The organism is Pseudomonas sp. LAMO17WK12:I5 (assembly GCF_900215165.1).
Lineage (GTDB): Bacteria > Pseudomonadota > Gammaproteobacteria > Pseudomonadales > Pseudomonadaceae > Aquipseudomonas > Aquipseudomonas putida_A.
Map to the genome: position 1 here is coordinate 33,742 of NZ_OBDS01000002.1, position 18,653 is coordinate 52,394.

Consider the following 18,653-nt stretch of genomic DNA (forward strand, 5'->3'; position numbering starts at 1 on the left):
GGGCGCGGCGTAGTGGGATGATCAAAGGGGCGTTCGCGCTGAAACGATCAACGCAGGCGTTCAGCCAGCCAGACGCCGATGTCGCGAATTTCTTCGGGTAACACTTCGTGCTCCATTGGGTATTCCTGCCATGTCACGGTGACACCATGCTTCACCAAATGCTCATAGGCGCTGCGCCCCATCGAGTTCTGCACCACGCCGTCGAACTGGCCGTGCAGGCACAGCGCGGGAATACGCTGCTGACTGGCTGAAAGCTCCATCTCATCAGTGAAGGTCGGGGCATAGGTGGACAGGGCAAGTACGCCACCCAACGGACCTTGCCACTTTATATAAGCGGTGTGCAGAACGACGGCGCCCCCCTGGGAAAACCCGGCGAGAAAAATCCGCGAAGCGTCTATTCCGCTGGCGCGCTCCTTTTCGATCAATTCAATGATGCGATCCGCCGACGCTTCCAACTGCTCACGGTCAATCGACCGCGCCGGGCTCATGGCCTTTATGTCGTACCAGCTCGGCATCTCGTAACCACCATTGATGGTGACGGGCTGGGTTGGCGCTTGCGGCAATACAAAGCGGGTAGTCAGCAGGCTTTCCTGCAGCGCTTCGGCGACCGGCAAGAAGTCATAGCGGTCCGCGCCGAGGCCGTGCAGCCAGATTACGCAGGCGTCTGCAGGCTTTACGGGTTGAAGAATCAGGGGGTCGGTCATGGCTGCTCCAAAAATGTGCGGGCGCTCTCAATAAGTGCGTGATTGAGGTGCGCGTCCGGTCGATCCGTTAAGAAGATGTCGCAAGGCTACAAGTTTTGCTATTGACCTGTCGCGCAATCGCTTCAGCAAGCGGTGTGGTACGGGCTTTGCTATGGAGGATTCTGTACGAAGCGTCCTACGCCTTGCGGTAACACTATCAGTGTACGTCTTGCGACGGGATTGCAAAGAATCCGGTGATGGATGTTCGCCAATGGCCGCTACGGGCAAAGCGAACGTGAAAGGGCTACAGCCCGTTCGGCCGATTGGTGAGAAGTGAGTTGTCCATGATGTGGATTTTCTCCTACTAGACTCATAGCGAAGGTCTTACGTCGGTTGACCCCAAAAAAAGCCAACACGGGTCAACAACGCCTCAAAAGGGTGCGACTGGACTCAAGCTCCGACACAACAAGAGCAAAACTGGAGGTTTGAATGAAGATGTTGAAATCCACTCTGGCGGTCGTGACTGCAGCAGCAGTACTCGGCGTCAGCGGGTTCGCTCAGGCGGGTGCAACCCTGGATGCCGTGCAGAAGAAAGGTTTCGTGCAATGTGGCGTGAGCGACGGTCTGCCGGGTTTCTCGGTGCCGGACGCTTCGGGCAAGATCCTCGGGATCGACGCTGACGTCTGCCGCGCTGTGGCCGCTGCCGTATTCGGCGACGCCAACAAGGTCAAGTTCAGCCAGTTGAACGCCAAGGAGCGCTTCACCGCGCTGCAGTCCGGCGAAATCGATCTGCTCTCGCGCAACACCACCATGACCAGCTCGCGTGACGCCGGCATGGGCCTGAAATTCCCGGGCTTCATCACTTACTACGACGGCGTGGGCTTCCTGGCCAACAACAAGCTGGGCGTGAAAAGTGCCAAGGAACTGGACGGTGCAACCATCTGCATCCAGGCCGGTACCACCACCGAACTGAACGTGTCCGACTACTTCCGCGCCAACGGCCTGAAGTACACCCCGATCACTTTCGATACCTCCGATGAAAGCGCCAAGTCGCTGGAATCCGGTCGTTGCGACGTGCTGACCTCCGACAAGTCGCAGCTGTACGCACAGCGCAGCAAACTGGCTTCGCCAAAAGACTACGTGGTGCTGCCGGAAACCATCTCCAAAGAACCACTGGGCCCGGTCGTACGTAACGGCGACGACGAGTGGCTGGCGATCGTTCGCTGGGTTGGCTACGCGCTGCTGAACACTGAAGAAGCCGGCGTGACCTCGAAAAACGTGTTGGAAGAAGCCAAATCCACCAAGAACCCGGACGTCGCCCGTCTGCTGGGTGCTGACGGTGAATACGGCAAAGACCTGAAACTGCCGAAGGACTGGGTTGTGAAAATCGTTTCGCAGGTCGGTAACTACGGTGAAATCTTCGAGAAAAACCTCGGCAAGAGCACTCCGCTGGAAATCGACCGTGGCCTGAACGCGCTGTGGACCAACGGCGGCATTCAGTACGCACCACCAGTGCGCTAATGGTTCTATCACCCGGCGGGCCAACCGCCGGGTGATGTTCTGTTCCATTTCTTCCGGGGCACTTCATGCAAAATTCAATCGGCGCACCAAAGCAGAGGCTCAGCCTCAGCGATCCGCGAGTGCGTGCGTGGCTGTTTCAGATCATCACCGTCGTGGCGGTGGTCGCCATGGGCTGGTATCTGTTCGATAACACCCAGACCAACCTGCAGCACCGGGGCATCACCTCCGGTTTCGACTTTCTGGAGCGCAGTGCCGGGTTCGGCATCGCTCAACACCTGATCTCCTACACCGAAGCGGACAGTTACGCTCGGGTGTTCGTGATCGGCCTGCTCAACACCCTGTTGGTGACCTTCATCGGCGTGATCCTGGCGACCCTGCTGGGCTTCATCATCGGTGTGGCGCGGCTGTCGCCGAACTGGATCATCAGCAAACTGGCGACCGTGTATGTGGAAGTGTTCCGCAACATTCCGCCGCTGCTGCAGATCCTGTTCTGGTACTTCGCGGTATTCCTGACCATGCCGGGACCGCGCAACAGCCACAACTTCGGCGACACCTTCTTCGTCAGCAGCCGTGGCCTGAACATGCCGGCCGCGCAAATGGCTGACGGCTTCTGGGCGTTCTTCATCAGCGTGGTGCTGGCCATTGTCGCCATCGTGCTGATGTGCCGCTGGGCCAACAAGCGTTTCGAAGACACCGGCGTCCCGTTCCACAAGTTCTGGACCGGCCTGGCGATCCTGCTGGTGATCCCGACCTTGTGCGCGCTGATCTTCGGTGCCCCCCTGCACTGGGAAATGCCGCAACTCAAGGGTTTCAACTTCGTCGGCGGCTGGGTGCTGATCCCGGAACTGCTCGCGTTGACCCTGGCGCTGACCGTGTACACCGCCGCGTTCATCGCGGAAATCGTCCGTTCGGGGATCAAGTCGGTCAGCCATGGCCAGACCGAAGCGGCGCGTTCGCTCGGCCTGCGCAACGGCCCGACCCTGCGCAAGGTGATCATTCCGCAAGCCTTGCGAGTGATCATTCCGCCGCTGACCAGCCAATACCTGAACCTGGCGAAGAACTCGTCGCTGGCCGCCGGTATCGGTTATCCGGAAATGGTTTCGCTGTTCGCCGGCACCGTGCTCAACCAGACCGGTCAGGCCATCGAAGTCATTGCCATCACCATGAGCGTGTACCTGGCGATCAGTATCAGCATTTCCCTGCTGATGAACTGGTACAACAAGCGCATTGCGCTGATCGAGCGGTGAGGAAACGCGCATGACAACCCATACTTTCAAACCCGACATGCCACCGCCGGCCAAGGTCTTCGGCCCGATGGCATGGATACGCGCGAACATGTTTTCCAGCTGGCTCAACACCCTGCTGACCCTGTTTGCGTTTTATCTGATCTACCTCGTGGTACCACCGATCCTCAGTTGGGCGATTCTCGATGCCAACTGGGTCGGCACCACCCGCGCCGACTGCACCAGGGACGGCGCCTGCTGGGTGTTCATTCAGCAGCGTTTCGGCCAGTTCATGTACGGCTACTACCCGACCGGCCTGCGCTGGCGCGTCGACCTGACCGTGTGGCTGGCGGTGATCGGCGTGGCACCGCTGTTCATCTCGCGCTTCCCGCGTAAAGCGGTGTACGGTCTGAGCTTCCTGGTGATCTACCCGATTGTCGCCTGGTGCCTGCTGCACGGTGGCGTGTTCGGCCTCGACGCCGTGGCGACCAGCCAGTGGGGCGGTCTGATGCTGACCCTGGTCATCGCCACCGTGGGTATCGCCGGCGCCTTGCCGCTGGGGATCATTCTGGCGCTGGGCCGGCGCTCGAACATGCCGGCGATTCGTGTGGTCTGCGTGACCTTCATCGAGTTCTGGCGCGGCGTGCCGTTGATCACGGTGCTGTTCATGTCCTCGGTGATGTTGCCGCTGTTCCTGCCCGAAGGCATGAACTTCGACAAGCTGCTGCGGGCGCTGATCGGGGTGATCCTGTTCCAGTCGGCCTACGTTGCCGAAGTGGTGCGCGGCGGTCTGCAAGCGATCCCCAAAGGTCAGTACGAAGCGGCTGCGGCGATGGGCCTCGGTTACTGGCGCGCCATGGGCCTGGTGATTCTGCCGCAAGCCCTGAAGCTGGTGATTCCGGGCATCGTCAACACCTTCATTGCGCTGTTCAAGGACACCAGCCTGGTGATCATCATCGGCCTGTTCGACCTGCTCAACAGCGTCAAGCAAGCCGCTGCCGACCCGAAATGGCTGGGCATGGCCACCGAAGGCTACGTGTTCGCCGCCTTGGTGTTCTGGATTTTCTGTTTTGGTATGTCGCGCTATTCCATGCATCTGGAACGCAAGCTCGACACTGGCCACAAGCGTTAGGAGTTCTCTGTAAATGAGCGAAGCAATCAAAAAGCCTGTCGGCCCTGAAGGCATTATCCAGATGCAGGGCGTGAACAAGTGGTACGGCCAGTTCCACGTGCTGAAAGACATCAACCTCAACGTCAAACAGGGCGAGCGCATCGTCCTGTGCGGCCCGTCGGGTTCCGGCAAATCGACCACCATCCGCTGCCTCAACCGTCTGGAAGAGCACCAGCAGGGGCGCATCGTTGTCGACGGCGTGGAGCTGACCAACGACCTCAAGCAGATCGAAGCGATCCGTCGCGAAGTCGGCATGGTGTTCCAGCACTTCAACCTGTTCCCGCACCTGACCATCCTGCAGAACTGCACGCTGGCGCCGATGTGGGTGCGCAAGATGCCCAAGCGCAAGGCCGAGGAAATCGCCATGCATTATCTGGAGCGCGTACGCATTCCGGAGCAGGCGCATAAATTCCCGGGGCAACTGTCCGGCGGTCAGCAACAGCGTGTGGCGATCGCTCGTGCGCTGTGCATGAAACCGAAAATCATGCTGTTCGACGAACCGACTTCGGCACTCGACCCGGAGATGGTGAAAGAGGTGCTGGACACCATGATCGGTCTCGCCGAGGACGGCATGACCATGCTCTGCGTGACCCACGAAATGGGCTTCGCCCGCACCGTGGCCAACCGTGTGATCTTCATGGACAAGGGCGAAATCGTCGAACAGGCGGCGCCGAACGACTTCTTCGACAACCCGCAAAATGACCGTACCAAGCTGTTCCTGAGCCAGATCCTGCATTGATCGAAATCAGCCAGTGAAATAAACCCGGACCTGTTCCGGGTTTTTTTTGCCCGCGATTTGCCCCTTGTGCCGATTCGGCTGCCTGACTACCATGTCAGAAAATTCATCCTATGATTGGATGAAAGGGCGAATTTCATGACAGACATCTCACCTTTGATCAAGCGATCCCTGGTCGATCAGGCCTTGGATCAGTTGCGCCAGCGCATAACCGATGGCGTGTGGCAGGTCGGCGAACGGCTACCGACCGAGCCTGAGTTGTGCGCCGAACTGGGCATCAGCCGCAACACGGTGCGCGAAGCCATGCGCGTGCTGGCGTTTTCCGGGTTGATCGAAATCCGGCAGGGCGACGGCAGTTATCTGCGCGCAGTGGTCGATCCGATGGACACGCTCAAGGCGTTGTCCCGTTGCTCGCTGGAGCAGGCGCGCGAGACCCGGCACATCCTCGAAGTCGAGGCGATTGGCCTGGCCGCGCTGCGCCGCACCGATGAAGACCTGCTCGCACTGCGCGAAGCGCTCGGCACCAGCGGGAGCCACTACCACGGCGATCTCGACACTTACATTGCCTGCGATCTGGTGTTCCACCGCCGTCTGGTGGACGCCGCGCACAACCCCACCCTCAGCGAGTTGTATCGCTATTTCTCCAGCATCGTCGGCGCGCAATTGCGCCAGACGCTGAACATCGTCCCGCGCCGTCAGGAAGTGTTCGACCTGCACATCGAGTTGCTCGATGCCGTCGAACAACGCGACCCGGAACGGGCCAAAGCCATATCGAGGCAGTTGATCAATGAACCTTGAAAGCGAGAAAAACCTCCCAATCCCCAAGCGCACGGCGGAGCTCGAAGAGCTACTGATCGACGCCGAGGCCGATGACGAGCAAGTGCAGCAAAGCCATCCGCTGGTGCGCCGGCCGTGGCTGTTGTTGCTGGGGCTGATTCTGGTGGCGCTGAACCTGCGCCCGGCGCTGTCGAGCATGGCGCCGCTGCTCAGCGAAGTGTCGAAAAGCCTTGGCCTGTCTGCGGCTCAGGCCGGTCTGCTGACCACGTTGCCGGTGTTGTGCCTGGGCTTGTTCGCACCGCTGGCGCCGATTCTGGCGCGGCGTTTCGGCGCTGAACGGGTGGTGTTGGGGATTCTGCTGACCCTGGCCGCCGGGATTATTGTGCGCAGCAACTTCGGTGAGATCGGGCTGTTTGCAGGTAGCGTGCTTGGCGGTGCGAGCATCGGCATTATCGGCGTGCTGCTGCCGGGCATCGTCAAACGCGACTTCGCCAGACACGCCGGGACCATGACCGGCGTGTACACCATGGCCCTGTGCCTGGGCGCGGCAATGGCCGCGGGTTCCACCGTGCCGTTGAGCGAACACTTCGACCACAGCTGGGCACTGGGCCTGGGCTTCTGGGTAATCCCGGCGCTGGTGGCGGCGCTGTTCTGGCTGCCGCAAGTCGGGCAGAAACACGGCGCGCACAACGTCGCCTATCGGGTGAAAGGTCTGCTGCGCGATCCACTGGCGTGGCAAGTGACTTTGTACATGGGCCTGCAATCGTCGCTGGCGTACATCGTGTTCGGCTGGTTGCCGTCGATCCTGATCGGCCGCGGCCTGACTCCGACCCAGGCCGGCCTGGTGCTGTCCGGTTCGGTGATCATCCAGCTCGCCAGTTCGCTGGCTGCGCCGTGGCTGGCGACCCGTGGCAAGGATCAGCGCCTGGCGATCGTGGTGGTGATGGCGCTGACCCTCGGTGGTCTGTTCGGTTGCCTGTATGCGCCGATTGAAGGGCTGTGGGGCTGGGCGATTCTGCTGGGGCTGGGGCAGGGCGGTACGTTCAGTCTGGCGTTGACCTTGATCGTGTTGCGCTCGCGGGATTCGCATGTGGCGGCGAACCTGTCGAGTATGTCCCAGGGCTTCGGCTACACCTTGGCGTCGATGGGACCGTTCGCGGTCGGCGTGGTGCATGACTGGACCGGCGGCTGGAATGCGGTGGGCTGGATCTTCGGCATCATTGGCACCGGTGCGATCATTGCCGGGCTGGGTGCCGGCCGGGCGCTGTACGTGCAAGTGCAAAGCGAAAAAATCTGACGCTTAACCCTTTTTTGGGGCCAGTGATATCCCATGTGGGAGCGAGCCTGCTCGCGAAGACGGTGGTTCAGGCACAGATCATGTTGAATGTGCCGGCCTCTTCGCGAGCAAGCTCGCTCCCACAGTTTTTGCGGTGCTTTGAATCTTGCGTGGCATTCGGTGCACGAATGCCGATAGTGTTTCTGCGATTTGCAGCTTATCGTGCTGGCAATCTGTCCATTTCCGGAGTTTGCCCATGAGCGAAGCCCACGCCGCCCTGATCACCCGCTTCTACCAGGCCTTCCAGCGCCTCGACGCCGAGGCCATGGCCGCCTGCTATACCGACGATGTGGTGTTCAGCGATCCGGCCTTCGGTGAACTGCGCGGGCGCGATGTCGGCGACATGTGGCGCATGCTCACCACCCGCGCCAAGGACTTCTCCCTGACTTTCGACAATGTCCGCGCCGACGAGCGCAGCGGCGGCGCGCACTGGGTGGCGACTTACCTGTTCAGCCAGACCGGCAACGTGGTAATCAACGATATCCAGGCGCGCTTCGTCTTTCGCGACGGCAAGATCTGCGAGCACCACGATCACTTCGACCTGTGGCGCTGGTCGCGGCAGGCGTTGGGTTTCAAAGGCCTGCTGCTCGGCTGGACTCCGCTGGTGCGCAACGCGGTCCGGGCGCAGGCGCTGAAAGGTCTGAAGGCATTTCAGGCTACTCGCTGATAAGATCGCGGCCTGTTTCCTACACATCCAGATCCCGAAGTGACCAGCCTCAGCGAAAAACCGGTTGAAGTCGTCGAGCCAGCGAGCAAGGCCTGGTTCGTCTACCTCGTGCGCGCGGCCAACGGTTCGCTGTACTGCGGGATCAGCGACGACCCGGTGCGCCGCTTCGCCAAGCATCAAAGCGGCAAGGGCGCACGCTTCTTCCTGTCCAGCCCGGCGATGGCGCTGGTCTACACCGAGCGTTGCCGCGACAAGAGCGACGCGCTGCGCCAGGAACGGCTGATCAAAAAGCTGCGCAAGAGCGCCAAGGAATGCCTGGTCGCGTCTTATCAATCTGACTGATCGGTTCCCATCAGGCAGATCTGTAGGCTGCTAATCAAATGCACGCTAAGCTGCGGACTCACTTTCTGTGCGGCGGAGCCGAGCATGTCCGAGTTGATTCTGCATCATTACCCGACCTCTCCATTTGCCGAAAAGGCTCGTCTGCTGTTGGGCTTCAAGGGGCTTTCCTGGCGCTCGGTGCACATTTCGCCGGTGATGCCCAAGCCGGATCTGACCGCGTTGACCGGTGGCTATCGCAAGACCCCGGTGTTGCAGATCGGCGCCGACATCTATTGCGATACATCGTTGATCGCCCGTCGTCTGGAGCAGGAAAAAGCCCTGCCGGCGTTTTTCCCGGAAGGCCAGGAAATGACCGGCGCCAGCTTCGCCGCTTGGGCCGATTCGGTGGTGTTCCAGCATGCAGTCAGCCTGGTATTCCAGCCGGAATCGGTGGCCGTGCGTTTCGGCAAGTTGCCGCCGGAAGCGATCAAAGCGTTTATTGCTGACCGTGCCGGCTTGTTCAGTGGCGGCAGCGCCACCCGGCTGTCAGCCGAACAGGCCAAGCACCAATGGCCAACGATCATGGCGCGGCTTGAGCAGCAGTTGCAGCGCGAGCAGGGCGACTTCCTGTTCGGTGAGCCGTCGATTGCCGACTTCGCCCTGGCGCATCCGCTGTGGTTCCTCAAGGCGACGCACGTCACTGCGCCGTTGGTCGATGAATATCCGGCCGTGACTGCCTGGCTGGGCCGTGTGCTGGGCTTTGGTCATGGTGCCGCGAGCGAAATGACTGCCGAGGAGGCGCTGGAAGTGGCGCGCAGTTCGACGCCGGCGGCGCTGCCGGATGAGCAGTTTGTCGATCCGAACGGTTTCAAGGCCGGGCAGCAGGTGGCGATTGCCGCGACAGATTACGGGGTTGATCCGGTGGTGGGTGAGTTGCTGTTTGCTGGCCGCGAAGAGCTGATCCTGCGCCGTGAAGACCCGCGTGGCGGCGTGGTGCATGTGCACTTCCCGCGCTTTGGTTTCCGCATCGAAGCTCGCTGATCTCGCAAGTCAGATACAAAACCTGTGGGAGCGGGCTTGCTCGCGAATGCGGTGAATCAGTCGCGATCATTATTGACTGGCACACCGCTTTCGCGAGCAAGCCCGCTCCCACAGTTGTTATTTCAGGGCGGCGAGGATCTCATCCGGGTCGAACCCGCGAATCAACGTGCCATTCACGTCGATCAGCGGAATCCCGCGCCCACCCAGCGCCTCATACGCCTTGCGCGCCTCGGCGTTCTTCTCGATATCAAATTCCCTGAAAGGAATCCCCTTGCTGTCGAGAAAGCGCCTGGTCTGCTTGCAGTAGCCGCACCAGTCGGTGGCATACAGCACGACATGGGCGTTGGCGCGAACCTGTTCAGAGACCATCTGCGACGGGTTGAACACCCGCTCGATCTTGCCCCAGTTCTGATAGACCACGACCACCAGCAGAACCAGCGCAACCTTCTTCAGCACATTGCCGAGCATCAGTTGCGGCGCTTGAGCTGATCGGTGAGCGAGGTTGGCAGGCCCTTGATGATCAGGGTGCCAGCCTCTTCGTCGTACTCGATCTTCGAACCCAGCAGGTGCGCTTCAAAGCTGATCGACAGGCCTTCGGCGCGGCCGGTGAAGCGGCGGAACTGGTTAAGGGTGCGTTTGTCCGCCGGAATCTCCGGCGACAGGCCATAGTCCTTGTTGCGGATGTGATCGTAGAAGGCTTTCGGCCGTTCTTCGTCGATCAGCTCCGACAGCTCTTCCAGGCCCATCGGCTCGCCGAGCTTGGCCTGACTGCTGGCGTAATCGACCAGGGTCTTGGTTTTTTCGCGGGCGGAGTCTTCCGGCAGGTCTTCGCTCTCGACGAAGTCGCTGAAGGCCTTGAGCAGCGTGCGTGTCTCGCCCGGGCCATCGACACCTTCCTGGCAGCCGATGAAGTCGCGGAAGTATTCCGAAACCTTCTTGCCGTTCTTGCCCTTGATGAACGAGATGTACTGCTTGGACTGCTTGTTGTTCTGCCACTCGGAGACGTTGATCCGCGCCGCCAGGTGCAGCTGGCCGAGGTCGAGGTGACGCGACGGCGTCACGTCCAGCTCATCGGTCACCGCCACGCCTTCGCTGTGGTGCAGCAGGGCAATCGCCAGGTAGTCGGTCATGCCTTGCTGATAGTGGGCGAACAGCACGTGGCCGCCGACCGACAGGTTCGACTCTTCCATCAACTTCTGCAGATGCTCGACCGCGACTTTGCTGAACGCGGCGAAGTCCTTGCCGCCTTCCATGTATTCCTTCAGCCAGCCGCTGAACGGGAACGCACCGGATTCCGGGTGGAACAGGCCCCAGGCTTTGCCCTGTTTGGCGTTGTAGCTCTCGTTGAGGTCGGCGAGCATGTTCTCGATGGCCGCGGACTCAGCCAGTTCAGAGTCACGGGCGTGCAGAACTGCGGGCGTGCCGTCGGGTTTTTTGTCGATCAGGTGGACGATGCAATGACGGATCGGCATGGGCTTCTCGGCTGGTGGAAGGGAGGAGGGCAGGCTCCCCCGAAAAAGCGCCCAGTGTACCGCAACCACTGGTTTTGGCGCGGGGTGAAGGGCAAATCCAGGGCGGGTGGGTGCCCTTATGCAGTTTTTTACCGATTTAGAGCAATAAAGCTGACCAAATGGGTAGCTAGAGGCGGATATTTCCCCGTCTCTGTGCTAGTTTTGCCCGGTCTTACGCGAAGTCACTGCGTTAAGCGTGCAATCAGCATTTGTCAGGTCGAACCAAACCCTGATTTCGGCATCTATAACCCGACTCGTCGTGGTTATCGCCGAGGGTGCCAGATCCAGAAGATCGGGCTCGATGGCTGACACTGCACTCTGCAATCCATATGAATTTGATAGGGAAGGAACACTACATGGCTCTTACTAAAGACCAACTGATCGCTGACATCGCTGAAGCTATCGACGCGCCGAAAACCACCGCGCGTAACGCTCTGGACCAACTGGGCCAAATCGTTGCCGATCAGCTGGAAAACGGCGGCGAAATCACCTTGCCAGGTATCGGCAAGCTGAAAGTGACCGAGCGTCCTGCCCGCACTGGCCGTAACCCTTCGACTGGCGCTGCCATCGAAATCCCTGCCAAGAAAGTGATCAAGCTGGTTGTGGCCAAAGGCCTGACCGACGCTGTGAACAAGTAAGACGCAGCGATAAAAAACCGTGCACCGGAGTGATCCGGGCACGGTTTTTTTGTGCCTGCGATTTGGCGATGCACCTCGAACCTTTGTAGGAGTGAGCCTGCTCGCGATAGCGGTGTGTCAGTCACCTTGATGTCGGCTGATACACCGCTTTCGCGAGCAAGCCCGCTCCCACAAGTAGCTCAGTGTCAGCGAACCCAGCGCTCGCGCCGCCAGATCTGCTGCTCGGACTTGGTCTGAAAGGTCCACGCCACAAAGCGGCTCTGTTTCTGCCCTTGCGACATCTCCACCACCTGGCTTTCCAGCACGCCGGCCTTCTTCAGCGCGGTTTCGATGGCGGGCAGGTTCGAGGCTTTCGACACCAGCGTGCTGAACCACAGCACCTTGTGCTGGAAGTGCGCGCTTTCGGCGATCAGTTGTGTCACGAAACGCGCTTCACCGCCTTCACACCACAGCTCGGCGGACTGGCCACCGAAGTTCAGCACCGGCAGTTTGCGTTTCGGGTCTGCCTTGCCCAGTGCGCGCCATTTGCGCTCGCTGCCCTTGGTCGCCTCTTCCATCGAAGCGTGGAACGGCGGGTTGCACATGGTCAGGTCGAAGCGCTCGCCCGGCTCCAGCAAGCCGATCAGGATGTGCTTGCGGTTTTCCTGCTGGCGCAGCTTGATGACCTTGTTCAGGTCGTTGGACTGGACGATGGCTCGGGCGGCGGCCACGGCCGTCGGGTCGATTTCCGAACCGAGGAAGTGCCAGCGGTATTCGCTGTTACCAATCAGCGGATAAACGCAGTTGGCGCCCATGCCGATGTCCAGCACGTTGACGATCGCACCGCGCGGGACCTTGCCGTCGTTCATGCTGGCCAGCAGGTCGGCGAGGAAATGCACGTAATCGGCACGGCCCGGGACCGGTGGGCACAGATAGTCCGCCGGGATGTCCCAATGCTCGATGCCATAGAACGCCTTGAGCAGCGCCCGGTTGAACACGCGCACCGCGTCGGGGCTGGCGAAGTCGATGCTTTCCTTGCCGTACGGGTTGGTGATCACGAATTTCGCCAGTTCCGGCGTGGTCTTGATCAGCGCCGGGAAGTCGTAGCGACCCTGGTGGCGATTGCGCGGGTGCAGGCTGGCCTTTTCACGCGGCTCGACGGCTTTGGCCGGGGTCGCGGCATCAGGCTTCTTGCGCGCAGGTTTGGGGGTGCGGGGGGCGTTCATGGGTGTGATCGATTCGGGTATGGCTGAAAGTGGCGGGTATTGTCCCACATCTAAAGGCAACACCGTTCAAACTGTGGGAGCGGGCTTGCTCGCGAAAGTGGTGTGTCCACCAACACATAGGTTGAATGACACACCGCCTTCGCGAGCAAGCCCGCTCCCACAGGGGATTTGTAGCGATTCTTGAATAAAAAAGGGAGGCCTTTGCGGGCCTCCCTTTTTCATTGCGGCTTGCCCTTACAGGCTGGAAATCCGCGCGTGCTGCTCGGCCAGTTTGCCCAGGGCCTGTTCAGCCTCGGCCAGTTTGGCGCGTTCCTTCTCGATGACTTCGGCCGGGGCCTTGTCGACGAAACCGGCGTTGGACAACTTGCCACCAACCCGCTGGACTTCGCCCTGCAGACGCAGGATTTCCTTGTCCAGACGTGCCAGTTCGGCGCCCTTGTCGATCAGACCGGCCATCGGCACCAGCACTTCCATCTCACCCACCAGAGCGGTGGCGGACAGCGGCGCTTCTTCGCCAGCCGCCAGAACGGTGATCGATTCCAGACGCGCCAGTTTCTTCAGCAGCGCCTCGTTCTCTGTCAGGCGACGCTGATCTTCAGCGCTGACGTTCTTCAGGTAGATCGGTAGCGGTTTGCCCGGGCCGATGTTCATTTCGCCACGGATGTTACGTGTGCCGAGCATCAGGCCCTTGAGCCACTCGATGTCGTCTTCGGCGGCTGGATCGATGCGTTCCTCGTTGGCCACCGGCCAAGGCTGCAGCATGATCGTCTTGCCCTGAATGCCGGCCAGCGGCGCGATGCGCTGCCAGATTTCTTCAGTGATGAACGGCATGAACGGATGCGCCAGACGCAGCGCCACTTCCAGTACGCGCACCAGCGTGCGACGGGTGCCGCGCTGACGCTCGACCGGCGCGTTTTCGTCCCACAGCACTGGCTTGGACAGTTCCAGGTACCAGTCGCAGTATTGGTTCCAGATGAACTCGTACAGCGCTTGCGCGGCGAGGTCGAAACGGAACTGATCCAGTTGACGGGTCACTTCGGCTTCGGTGCGCTGAAGTTGCGAGATGATCCAGCGATCCGCCAGCGACAGCTCGTAGGCTTCGCCGTTCTGGCCGCAGTCTTCGCCCTTGTCCAGAACATAACGCGCGGCGTTCCAGATCTTGTTGCAGAAGTTGCGATAGCCTTCGACGCGGCCCATGTCGAACTTGATGTCGCGACCGGTCGAGGCCAACGAGCAGAAGGTGAAGCGCAGGGCGTCGGTGCCGTAGCTGGCGATGCCGTCGGCGAACTCGTCGCGGGTCTGCTTCTCGATCTTCTTCGCCAGTTTTGGCTGCATCATGCCGGAGGTGCGTTTCTGCACCAGTGCTTCCAGCTCGATACCGTCGATGATGTCCAGCGGGTCCAGGACGTTGCCCTTGGACTTGGACATTTTCTGGCCCTGGCCATCACGCACCAGACCGTGCACGTAAACAGTCTTGAACGGTACTTGCGGCGTGCCGTCCTCGTTCTTGATCAGGTGCATCGTCAGCATGATCATCCGGGCAACCCAGAAGAAAATGATGTCGAAGCCCGTCACCAGTACGTCGGTGGAGTGGAATTTCTTCAGGAACTCGGTCTTTTCCGGCCAGCCTAGGGTGGAGAACGTCCACAGGCCCGAACTGAACCAGGTGTCGAGCACGTCGTTGTCCTGTTGCAGTGCAACGTCCGGGCCGAGGTTGTGCTTGGCCCGCACTTCGGCTTCGTCGCGACCGACGTAGACCTTGCCCGACTCGTCGTACCAGGCCGGAATCCGGTGGCCCCACCACAGCTGACGGCTGATGCACCAGTCCTGGATGTCGCGCATCCACGAGAAGTACATGTTTTCGTACTGTTTTGGCACGAACTGGATACGGCCGTCTTCAACGGCGGCAATCGCCGGTTCAGCCAGAGGCTTGGTCGACACGTACCACTGGTCGGTCAGCCACGGCTCGATGACGGTGCCGGAGCGGTCGCCTTTCGGCACTTTCAGGTTGTGATCGTCGACGCTGACCAGCAGGCCGGCGGCGTCGAACGCAGCGACGATCTGCTTGCGCGCTTCGAAACGCTCGAGACCGGCGTATTCGGCCGGGATCTTGCCGTCGATGCTGTCATTCAACGTGCCGTCGAGGTTGAACACCTGGGCTGCTGGCAGCACGTTGGCGTTCTTGTCGAAGATGTTCAGCAGCGGCAGGTTGTGGCGCTTGCCGACTTCGTAGTCGTTGAAATCGTGGGCCGGGGTGATCTTCACGCAACCGGTGCCGAACTCTGGATCGCAGTAATCGTCGGCGATGATCGGGATGCGGCGGCCAACCAGTGGCAGCTCGACAAATTTGCCGATCAGGGCTTTGTAGCGCTCATCGTTCGGGTTAACCGCGACGGCGGAGTCACCGAGCATGGTTTCCGGACGGGTGGTCGCGACGATCAGGAAATCGTTGCCTTCAGCGGTTTTCGCGCCGTCAGCCAGCGGATACTTGAGGTTCCACAGGAAACCTTTCTCGTCGTGGTTTTCCACTTCGAGGTCGGAAATCGCCGTGTGCAACTTGGTGTCCCAGTTGACCAGACGCTTGCCGCGGTAGATCAGGCCGTCTTCGTGCAGGCGTACGAAGGCTTCTTTAACCGCTTCCGAGAGACCGTCGTCCATGGTGAAGCGCTCGCGGCTCCAGTCCACGGACGAGCCGAGGCGGCGGATCTGGCGGCTGATGTTGCCACCGGACTGATCTTTCCACTCCCAGACTTTCTCGAGGAACTTCTCGCGGCCCAGGTCATGGCGGTTCTGGCCGGTGGCTTCCAGTTGACGCTCCACCAGCATCTGCGTGGCGATACCGGCGTGGTCGGTGCCCGGCTGCCACAGGGTGTTGCGACCCTGCATGCGGCGGAAACGGATCAGGGCGTCCATGATCGCGTTGTTGAAACCGTGACCCATGTGCAGGCTGCCGGTGACGTTCGGCGGCGGGATCATGATGGTGTAGGAATCGCCCGCGCCTTGCGGTGCGAAATAGTTCTCGGACTCCCAGGTGTTGTACCAGGAAGTTTCAATGGCGTGCGGCTGGTAGGTCTTATCCATGCGCGGCGGGACCCTATTGGCATTTATTCAGGAAAAGCCGGGAAGTATAGCGGGGCATGGGGCCGAGGGCGAGCGGGGGGAGGCTGGGCGGACACGAATGTTGGGGGGAGCCTTGTGGTGAGGGGATTTATCCCCGATGGGCCGCGCAGCAGCCCTAATATTTCAATCACGCTGCGTATTTGCAGGGTTCACGACTGCTGCGCAGCCGATCGGGGATAAATCCCCTCGCCACAAGGAGATCCATCCGGGTTATTCGTACTGGCTGAGGAGCCGTTCCATCCGCGCCTCGAGGCGGCGTTTGATTTCGGTTTCGATGTGCGGCGCGAAGTCGTCGATCACATCCTGCATGATCAATTGCGCAGCGGCGCGCAGTTCGCTGTCCAGGTGCAGCAGGGCGTCCGGGCCTTTATCCACAGGTGCGGCAGCAGGTGCCGGGGCCGGAGCAGGTGGCGGTTCGATGGTCGGCGGCGTGGCGTCGACGGCCTCGAACAGCATCGGAATCTGTTCCTGTTCGCCGTCCTCGACCGTGTCGGTCAGCAAGGGCGGTTGCAGGTTGTCATCGCCGAGCAACTGGCGGATCGATTCGAGATCGTCCAGCAGGTGTGCGGGCTTTTGCAGCGGTTTTGGAGTGTCCATCGGCGTACTCAGAGTCGCTGTAAACGGTGATCTTGCAGAGGATAGCCCTGTTCGCGGTAGAAACGGAAACTCTCCCGTGCCGCCGCGCGAATCGTCGGATCTTCCACCACCACTTCCGCCACGCGGGCGAATTTGCTGGCGAAAGCCGGGACTTTCAGGTCGAGGTTGACCAGCAGATCCTGATGCTCGCCGCAGTCAGCGCCCAGTCCCAGCACTATCAAACCGTCCGGTTCGCTCTCGGCAGGGCCGTGCGGCACGAACGTTTCGCCCTTGAACGCCCACAGGCGCGCATCGAGATCGTCACGCTGAGCAGCATCGCTGCAATGCAGGTAGATGCGATGGCCCATGCGCCAGGCTTTCTCGGTGAGCTTGCAGGCAAAGTCCAGGCGAGCCGATGGGTCGGCGCTGGGCAGGATATAGAAGTCGACTTTGGTCATTGCGGTTCCTGAGCCTTGAGCGGCGTCACCGTAGAGTGACGCCGCCCAGGTTCATCGGTTTCAGGCTTTGGCGCGGTCCAGCAGGTATTGGGTCAGCAGCGGAACCGGACGGCCGGTGGCGCCCTTGTCCTTGCCGCCGCTGGTCCATGCGGTGCCCGCGATGTCCAGGTGCGCCCAGTTGAGGTTCTTGGTGAAGCGCGACAGGAAGCACGCGGCGGTGATGGTGCCGGCCTTCGGCCCGCCAATGTTGGCGATGTCGGCGAACGGGCTGTCCAGTTGCTCCTGGTATTCGTCGAACAGCGGCAGTTGCCAGGCGCGGTCGTCAGCGGCTTTGCCGGCGCTGAGCAGTTGCTCGATCAGTTCGTCGTTGTTGCCCAGCAGGCCAGACGTGTGTGCACCGAGTGCAACCACGCAGGCACCGGTCAGGGTGGCGATGTCGATCACCGCTTGCGGCTTGAAGCGTTCGGAGTAGGTCAGGGCATCGCACAGCACCAGACGGCCTTCGGCGTCGGTGTTGAGGATTTCCACGGTCTGGCCGCTCATGGTGGTGACGATGTCGCCCGGACGCGAAGCATTGCCGCTCGGCATGTTTTCGGCGCAGGCGAGGATGCACACCAGGTTGATCGGCAGTTTCAGTTCGAGCACGGCACGCAGGGTACCGAACACGGAGGCCGCGCCACCCATGTCGTACTTCATTTCGTCCATGCCGGCGCCCGGCTTGAGGCTGATGCCGCCGGTGTCGAAGGTGATGCCTTTGCCGACCAGCGCGTAAGGCTTCTCGGATTTCTTGCCACCGTTGTATTGCATGACGATCAGGCGCGGCGGTTGGGCGCTGCCTTGGCCGACGGCGTAGAACGAGCCCATGCCCAGGGATTTGATCTTCTTCTCGTCGAGGACTTCGACTTTCAGATCCTTGAACTCTTTGCCGAGGTTCTTGGCTTGCTCGCCGAGGAAGGTCGGGTGGCAGATGTTCGGCGGCAGGTTGCCCAGATTACGGGTGAAGGCCATGCCGTTGGCGATCGCGGTGGCATGGTTCACGGCGCGCTGCACTTCAGCCTGAGCAGCCTTGATGGTCAGCAGGGTGATTTTCTTCAGGGCGCGCGGTTCGGCTTTCTGGCTCTTGAACTGGTCGAAGGTGTATTCACCGTCCACCAGGGTTTCCGCCAGCAGACGGGTCTTGCCGTAGCTGTCGCGGTTCTTGACGATGATTTCATCCAGGGCCAGCACGGCATCGCTGCCACCCAGACCTTTCAGGGTATTGAGGATGCCAGCCACGATTTTACGGAACGGACGGTCACCCAGTTCTTCATCCTTGCCCACGCCGACCAGCAGCACGCGCTCGGCTTTCAGATTCGGCAGGCTGTGCAGCAGCAGGCTCTGACCGACCTTGCCGGCCAGATCGCCACGCTTGAGCACGGCGCTGATCTCGCCACCGCTCAGCTCGTCGACCTGTCTGGCGGCGACGCCGAGTTTGCGGCCTTCGCCGACGGCAACCACCAGGGTGGCGGTTTTCAACGTTTCTGGGCTAACGCTTTTTACAACCAGTTCCATGTCCGGATCCCTGAATGAATGGTCAACACACAGGCGTTCGACGGTGTCCGCAGTCGCCTGCTTATAGATAGAAGAGGCGCAGGTCTGTGCCTGCGACGAAGGCGGCAGTTTGAACCTC

General features: G+C 60.8%; 18 protein-coding genes. 10 read left to right on the forward strand and 8 right to left on the reverse strand.

Annotation, left to right across the window (positions count from 1 at the left end; all coding sequences use genetic code 11):
- Window positions 1–47: 47 nt before the first annotated feature.
- Window positions 48–704 (reverse strand): alpha/beta hydrolase, encoded by a 657-nt coding sequence (locus CRO59_RS02915; protein WP_097086326.1) that lies wholly within the window; start codon window positions 702–704, stop codon window positions 48–50.
- Window positions 705–1,172: 468 nt separating this feature from the next.
- Here CRO59_RS02915 and CRO59_RS02920 point away from each other — a divergent pair, with 468 nt between their 5' ends.
- From CRO59_RS02920 to CRO59_RS02960, 9 genes are all read left to right on the forward strand, one after another.
- Window positions 1,173–2,204, forward strand: coding sequence for an amino acid ABC transporter substrate-binding protein (locus CRO59_RS02920; RefSeq protein ID WP_007965188.1), 1,032 nt, complete (start codon window positions 1,173–1,175; stop codon window positions 2,202–2,204).
- 65 nt (window positions 2,205–2,269) lie between these two features.
- Window positions 2,270–3,451, forward strand: a complete 1,182-nt coding sequence (locus CRO59_RS02925; RefSeq protein ID WP_097086328.1) for an amino acid ABC transporter permease — start codon at window positions 2,270–2,272, stop codon at window positions 3,449–3,451.
- Between the two features lie 10 nt (window positions 3,452–3,461).
- Window positions 3,462–4,559 carry an amino acid ABC transporter permease gene (locus CRO59_RS02930; RefSeq protein WP_096795183.1) on the forward strand — a complete coding sequence of 366 codons (1,098 nt, stop codon included), beginning with the start codon at window positions 3,462–3,464 and terminating at the stop codon, window positions 4,557–4,559.
- A 13-nt stretch (window positions 4,560–4,572) separates the two neighbouring features.
- Window positions 4,573–5,337 carry an amino acid ABC transporter ATP-binding protein gene (locus tag CRO59_RS02935; RefSeq protein ID WP_003221897.1) on the forward strand — a complete coding sequence of 255 codons (765 nt, stop codon included), beginning with the start codon at window positions 4,573–4,575 and terminating at the stop codon, window positions 5,335–5,337.
- Window positions 5,338–5,472: 135 nt separating this feature from the next.
- On the forward strand, window positions 5,473–6,132 hold the full coding sequence (locus CRO59_RS02940) for a FadR/GntR family transcriptional regulator (RefSeq protein ID WP_097086330.1): 660 nt from the start codon (window positions 5,473–5,475) through the stop codon (window positions 6,130–6,132).
- Complete coding sequence (locus tag CRO59_RS02945; protein WP_097086332.1) at window positions 6,122–7,408, forward strand: CynX/NimT family MFS transporter; 1,287 nt, start codon at window positions 6,122–6,124, stop codon at window positions 7,406–7,408. Before CRO59_RS02940 ends, CRO59_RS02945 begins: the two co-directional genes overlap by 11 nt.
- Window positions 7,409–7,643: 235 nt before the next feature.
- The gene (locus tag CRO59_RS02950; RefSeq protein ID WP_097086334.1) at window positions 7,644–8,114 is read left to right on the forward strand and encodes a nuclear transport factor 2 family protein; all 471 of its coding nucleotides are present in this window, start codon (window positions 7,644–7,646) and stop codon (window positions 8,112–8,114) included.
- A 39-nt stretch (window positions 8,115–8,153) separates the two neighbouring features.
- On the forward strand, window positions 8,154–8,456 hold the full coding sequence (locus CRO59_RS02955; protein WP_097086337.1) for a GIY-YIG nuclease family protein: 303 nt from the start codon (window positions 8,154–8,156) through the stop codon (window positions 8,454–8,456).
- Window positions 8,457–8,540: 84 nt separating this feature from the next.
- A complete protein-coding gene (locus CRO59_RS02960; RefSeq protein ID WP_097086339.1) occupies window positions 8,541–9,476 on the forward strand; it encodes a glutathione S-transferase family protein in 936 nt (311 codons plus the stop codon).
- A gap of 117 nt (window positions 9,477–9,593) precedes the next feature.
- Here the strand turns inward: CRO59_RS02960 and CRO59_RS02965 are convergent, their stop codons facing one another.
- Together CRO59_RS02965 and yejK are read right to left on the reverse strand one after the other, a co-directional pair.
- A complete protein-coding gene (locus CRO59_RS02965) occupies window positions 9,594–9,944 on the reverse strand; it encodes a glutaredoxin family protein (protein ID WP_097086341.1) in 351 nt (116 codons plus the stop codon).
- Window positions 9,944–10,948 carry a nucleoid-associated protein YejK gene (gene yejK, locus CRO59_RS02970; RefSeq protein WP_027610948.1) on the reverse strand — a complete coding sequence of 335 codons (1,005 nt, stop codon included), beginning with the start codon at window positions 10,946–10,948 and terminating at the stop codon, window positions 9,944–9,946. Before yejK ends, CRO59_RS02965 begins: the two co-directional genes overlap by 1 nt.
- A 395-nt stretch (window positions 10,949–11,343) precedes the next feature.
- Here yejK and CRO59_RS02975 point away from each other — a divergent pair, with 395 nt between their 5' ends.
- Window positions 11,344–11,625 carry an HU family DNA-binding protein gene (locus CRO59_RS02975; RefSeq protein WP_003221909.1) on the forward strand — a complete coding sequence of 94 codons (282 nt, stop codon included), beginning with the start codon at window positions 11,344–11,346 and terminating at the stop codon, window positions 11,623–11,625.
- Between the two features lie 185 nt (window positions 11,626–11,810).
- Here the strand turns inward: CRO59_RS02975 and rlmF are convergent, their stop codons facing one another.
- The 5 genes from rlmF to CRO59_RS03000 all read right to left on the reverse strand — a co-directional run bounded on the left by rlmF (window position 11,811) and on the right by CRO59_RS03000 (window position 18,535).
- Window positions 11,811–12,830, reverse strand: a complete 1,020-nt coding sequence (gene rlmF, locus CRO59_RS02980) for a 23S rRNA (adenine(1618)-N(6))-methyltransferase RlmF (protein WP_097086343.1) — start codon at window positions 12,828–12,830, stop codon at window positions 11,811–11,813.
- 234 nt (window positions 12,831–13,064) lie between these two features.
- Entirely contained in the window at window positions 13,065–15,911 is a 2,847-nt protein-coding gene (locus CRO59_RS02985) for a valine--tRNA ligase (protein ID WP_007965170.1), read from the reverse strand.
- Window positions 15,912–16,160: 249 nt separating this feature from the next.
- A complete protein-coding gene (locus CRO59_RS02990; RefSeq protein WP_097086346.1) occupies window positions 16,161–16,547 on the reverse strand; it encodes a DNA polymerase III subunit chi in 387 nt (128 codons plus the stop codon).
- A gap of 8 nt (window positions 16,548–16,555) precedes the next feature.
- Complete coding sequence (locus CRO59_RS02995) at window positions 16,556–16,984, reverse strand: DNA polymerase III subunit chi (protein WP_095138269.1); 429 nt, start codon at window positions 16,982–16,984, stop codon at window positions 16,556–16,558.
- A 60-nt stretch (window positions 16,985–17,044) separates the two neighbouring features.
- Complete coding sequence (locus CRO59_RS03000) at window positions 17,045–18,535, reverse strand: leucyl aminopeptidase (RefSeq protein ID WP_097086348.1); 1,491 nt, start codon at window positions 18,533–18,535, stop codon at window positions 17,045–17,047.
- Window positions 18,536–18,653: the final 118 nt, after the last annotated feature.

Excerpts from the sequence above, each read along its gene's own strand:
- CRO59_RS02915 (WP_097086326.1), bottom strand. The coding sequence starts at position 704 with ATGACCGACCCCCTGATTCTTCAACCCGTAAAGCCTGCAGACGCCTGC.
- CRO59_RS02920 (WP_007965188.1), top strand. The coding sequence starts at position 1,173 with ATGAAGATGTTGAAATCCACTCTGGCGGTCGTGACTGCAGCAGCAGTA.
- CRO59_RS02925 (WP_097086328.1), top strand. The coding sequence starts at position 2,270 with ATGCAAAATTCAATCGGCGCACCAAAGCAGAGGCTCAGCCTCAGCGAT.
- CRO59_RS02930 (WP_096795183.1), top strand. The coding sequence starts at position 3,462 with ATGACAACCCATACTTTCAAACCCGACATGCCACCGCCGGCCAAGGTC.
- CRO59_RS02935 (WP_003221897.1), top strand. The coding sequence starts at position 4,573 with ATGAGCGAAGCAATCAAAAAGCCTGTCGGCCCTGAAGGCATTATCCAG.
- CRO59_RS02940 (WP_097086330.1), top strand. The coding sequence starts at position 5,473 with ATGACAGACATCTCACCTTTGATCAAGCGATCCCTGGTCGATCAGGCC.
- CRO59_RS02945 (WP_097086332.1), top strand. The coding sequence starts at position 6,122 with ATGAACCTTGAAAGCGAGAAAAACCTCCCAATCCCCAAGCGCACGGCG.
- CRO59_RS02950 (WP_097086334.1), top strand. The coding sequence starts at position 7,644 with ATGAGCGAAGCCCACGCCGCCCTGATCACCCGCTTCTACCAGGCCTTC.
- CRO59_RS02960 (WP_097086339.1), top strand. The coding sequence starts at position 8,541 with ATGTCCGAGTTGATTCTGCATCATTACCCGACCTCTCCATTTGCCGAA.
- CRO59_RS02965 (WP_097086341.1), bottom strand. The coding sequence starts at position 9,944 with ATGCTCGGCAATGTGCTGAAGAAGGTTGCGCTGGTTCTGCTGGTGGTC.
- yejK (WP_027610948.1), bottom strand. The coding sequence starts at position 10,948 with ATGCCGATCCGTCATTGCATCGTCCACCTGATCGACAAAAAACCCGAC.
- CRO59_RS02975 (WP_003221909.1), top strand. The coding sequence starts at position 11,344 with ATGGCTCTTACTAAAGACCAACTGATCGCTGACATCGCTGAAGCTATC.
- rlmF (WP_097086343.1), bottom strand. The coding sequence starts at position 12,830 with ATGAACGCCCCCCGCACCCCCAAACCTGCGCGCAAGAAGCCTGATGCC.
- CRO59_RS02985 (WP_007965170.1), bottom strand. The coding sequence starts at position 15,911 with ATGGATAAGACCTACCAGCCGCACGCCATTGAAACTTCCTGGTACAAC.
- CRO59_RS02990 (WP_097086346.1), bottom strand. The coding sequence starts at position 16,547 with ATGGACACTCCAAAACCGCTGCAAAAGCCCGCACACCTGCTGGACGAT.
- CRO59_RS02995 (WP_095138269.1), bottom strand. The coding sequence starts at position 16,984 with ATGACCAAAGTCGACTTCTATATCCTGCCCAGCGCCGACCCATCGGCT.
- CRO59_RS03000 (WP_097086348.1), bottom strand. The coding sequence starts at position 18,535 with ATGGAACTGGTTGTAAAAAGCGTTAGCCCAGAAACGTTGAAAACCGCC.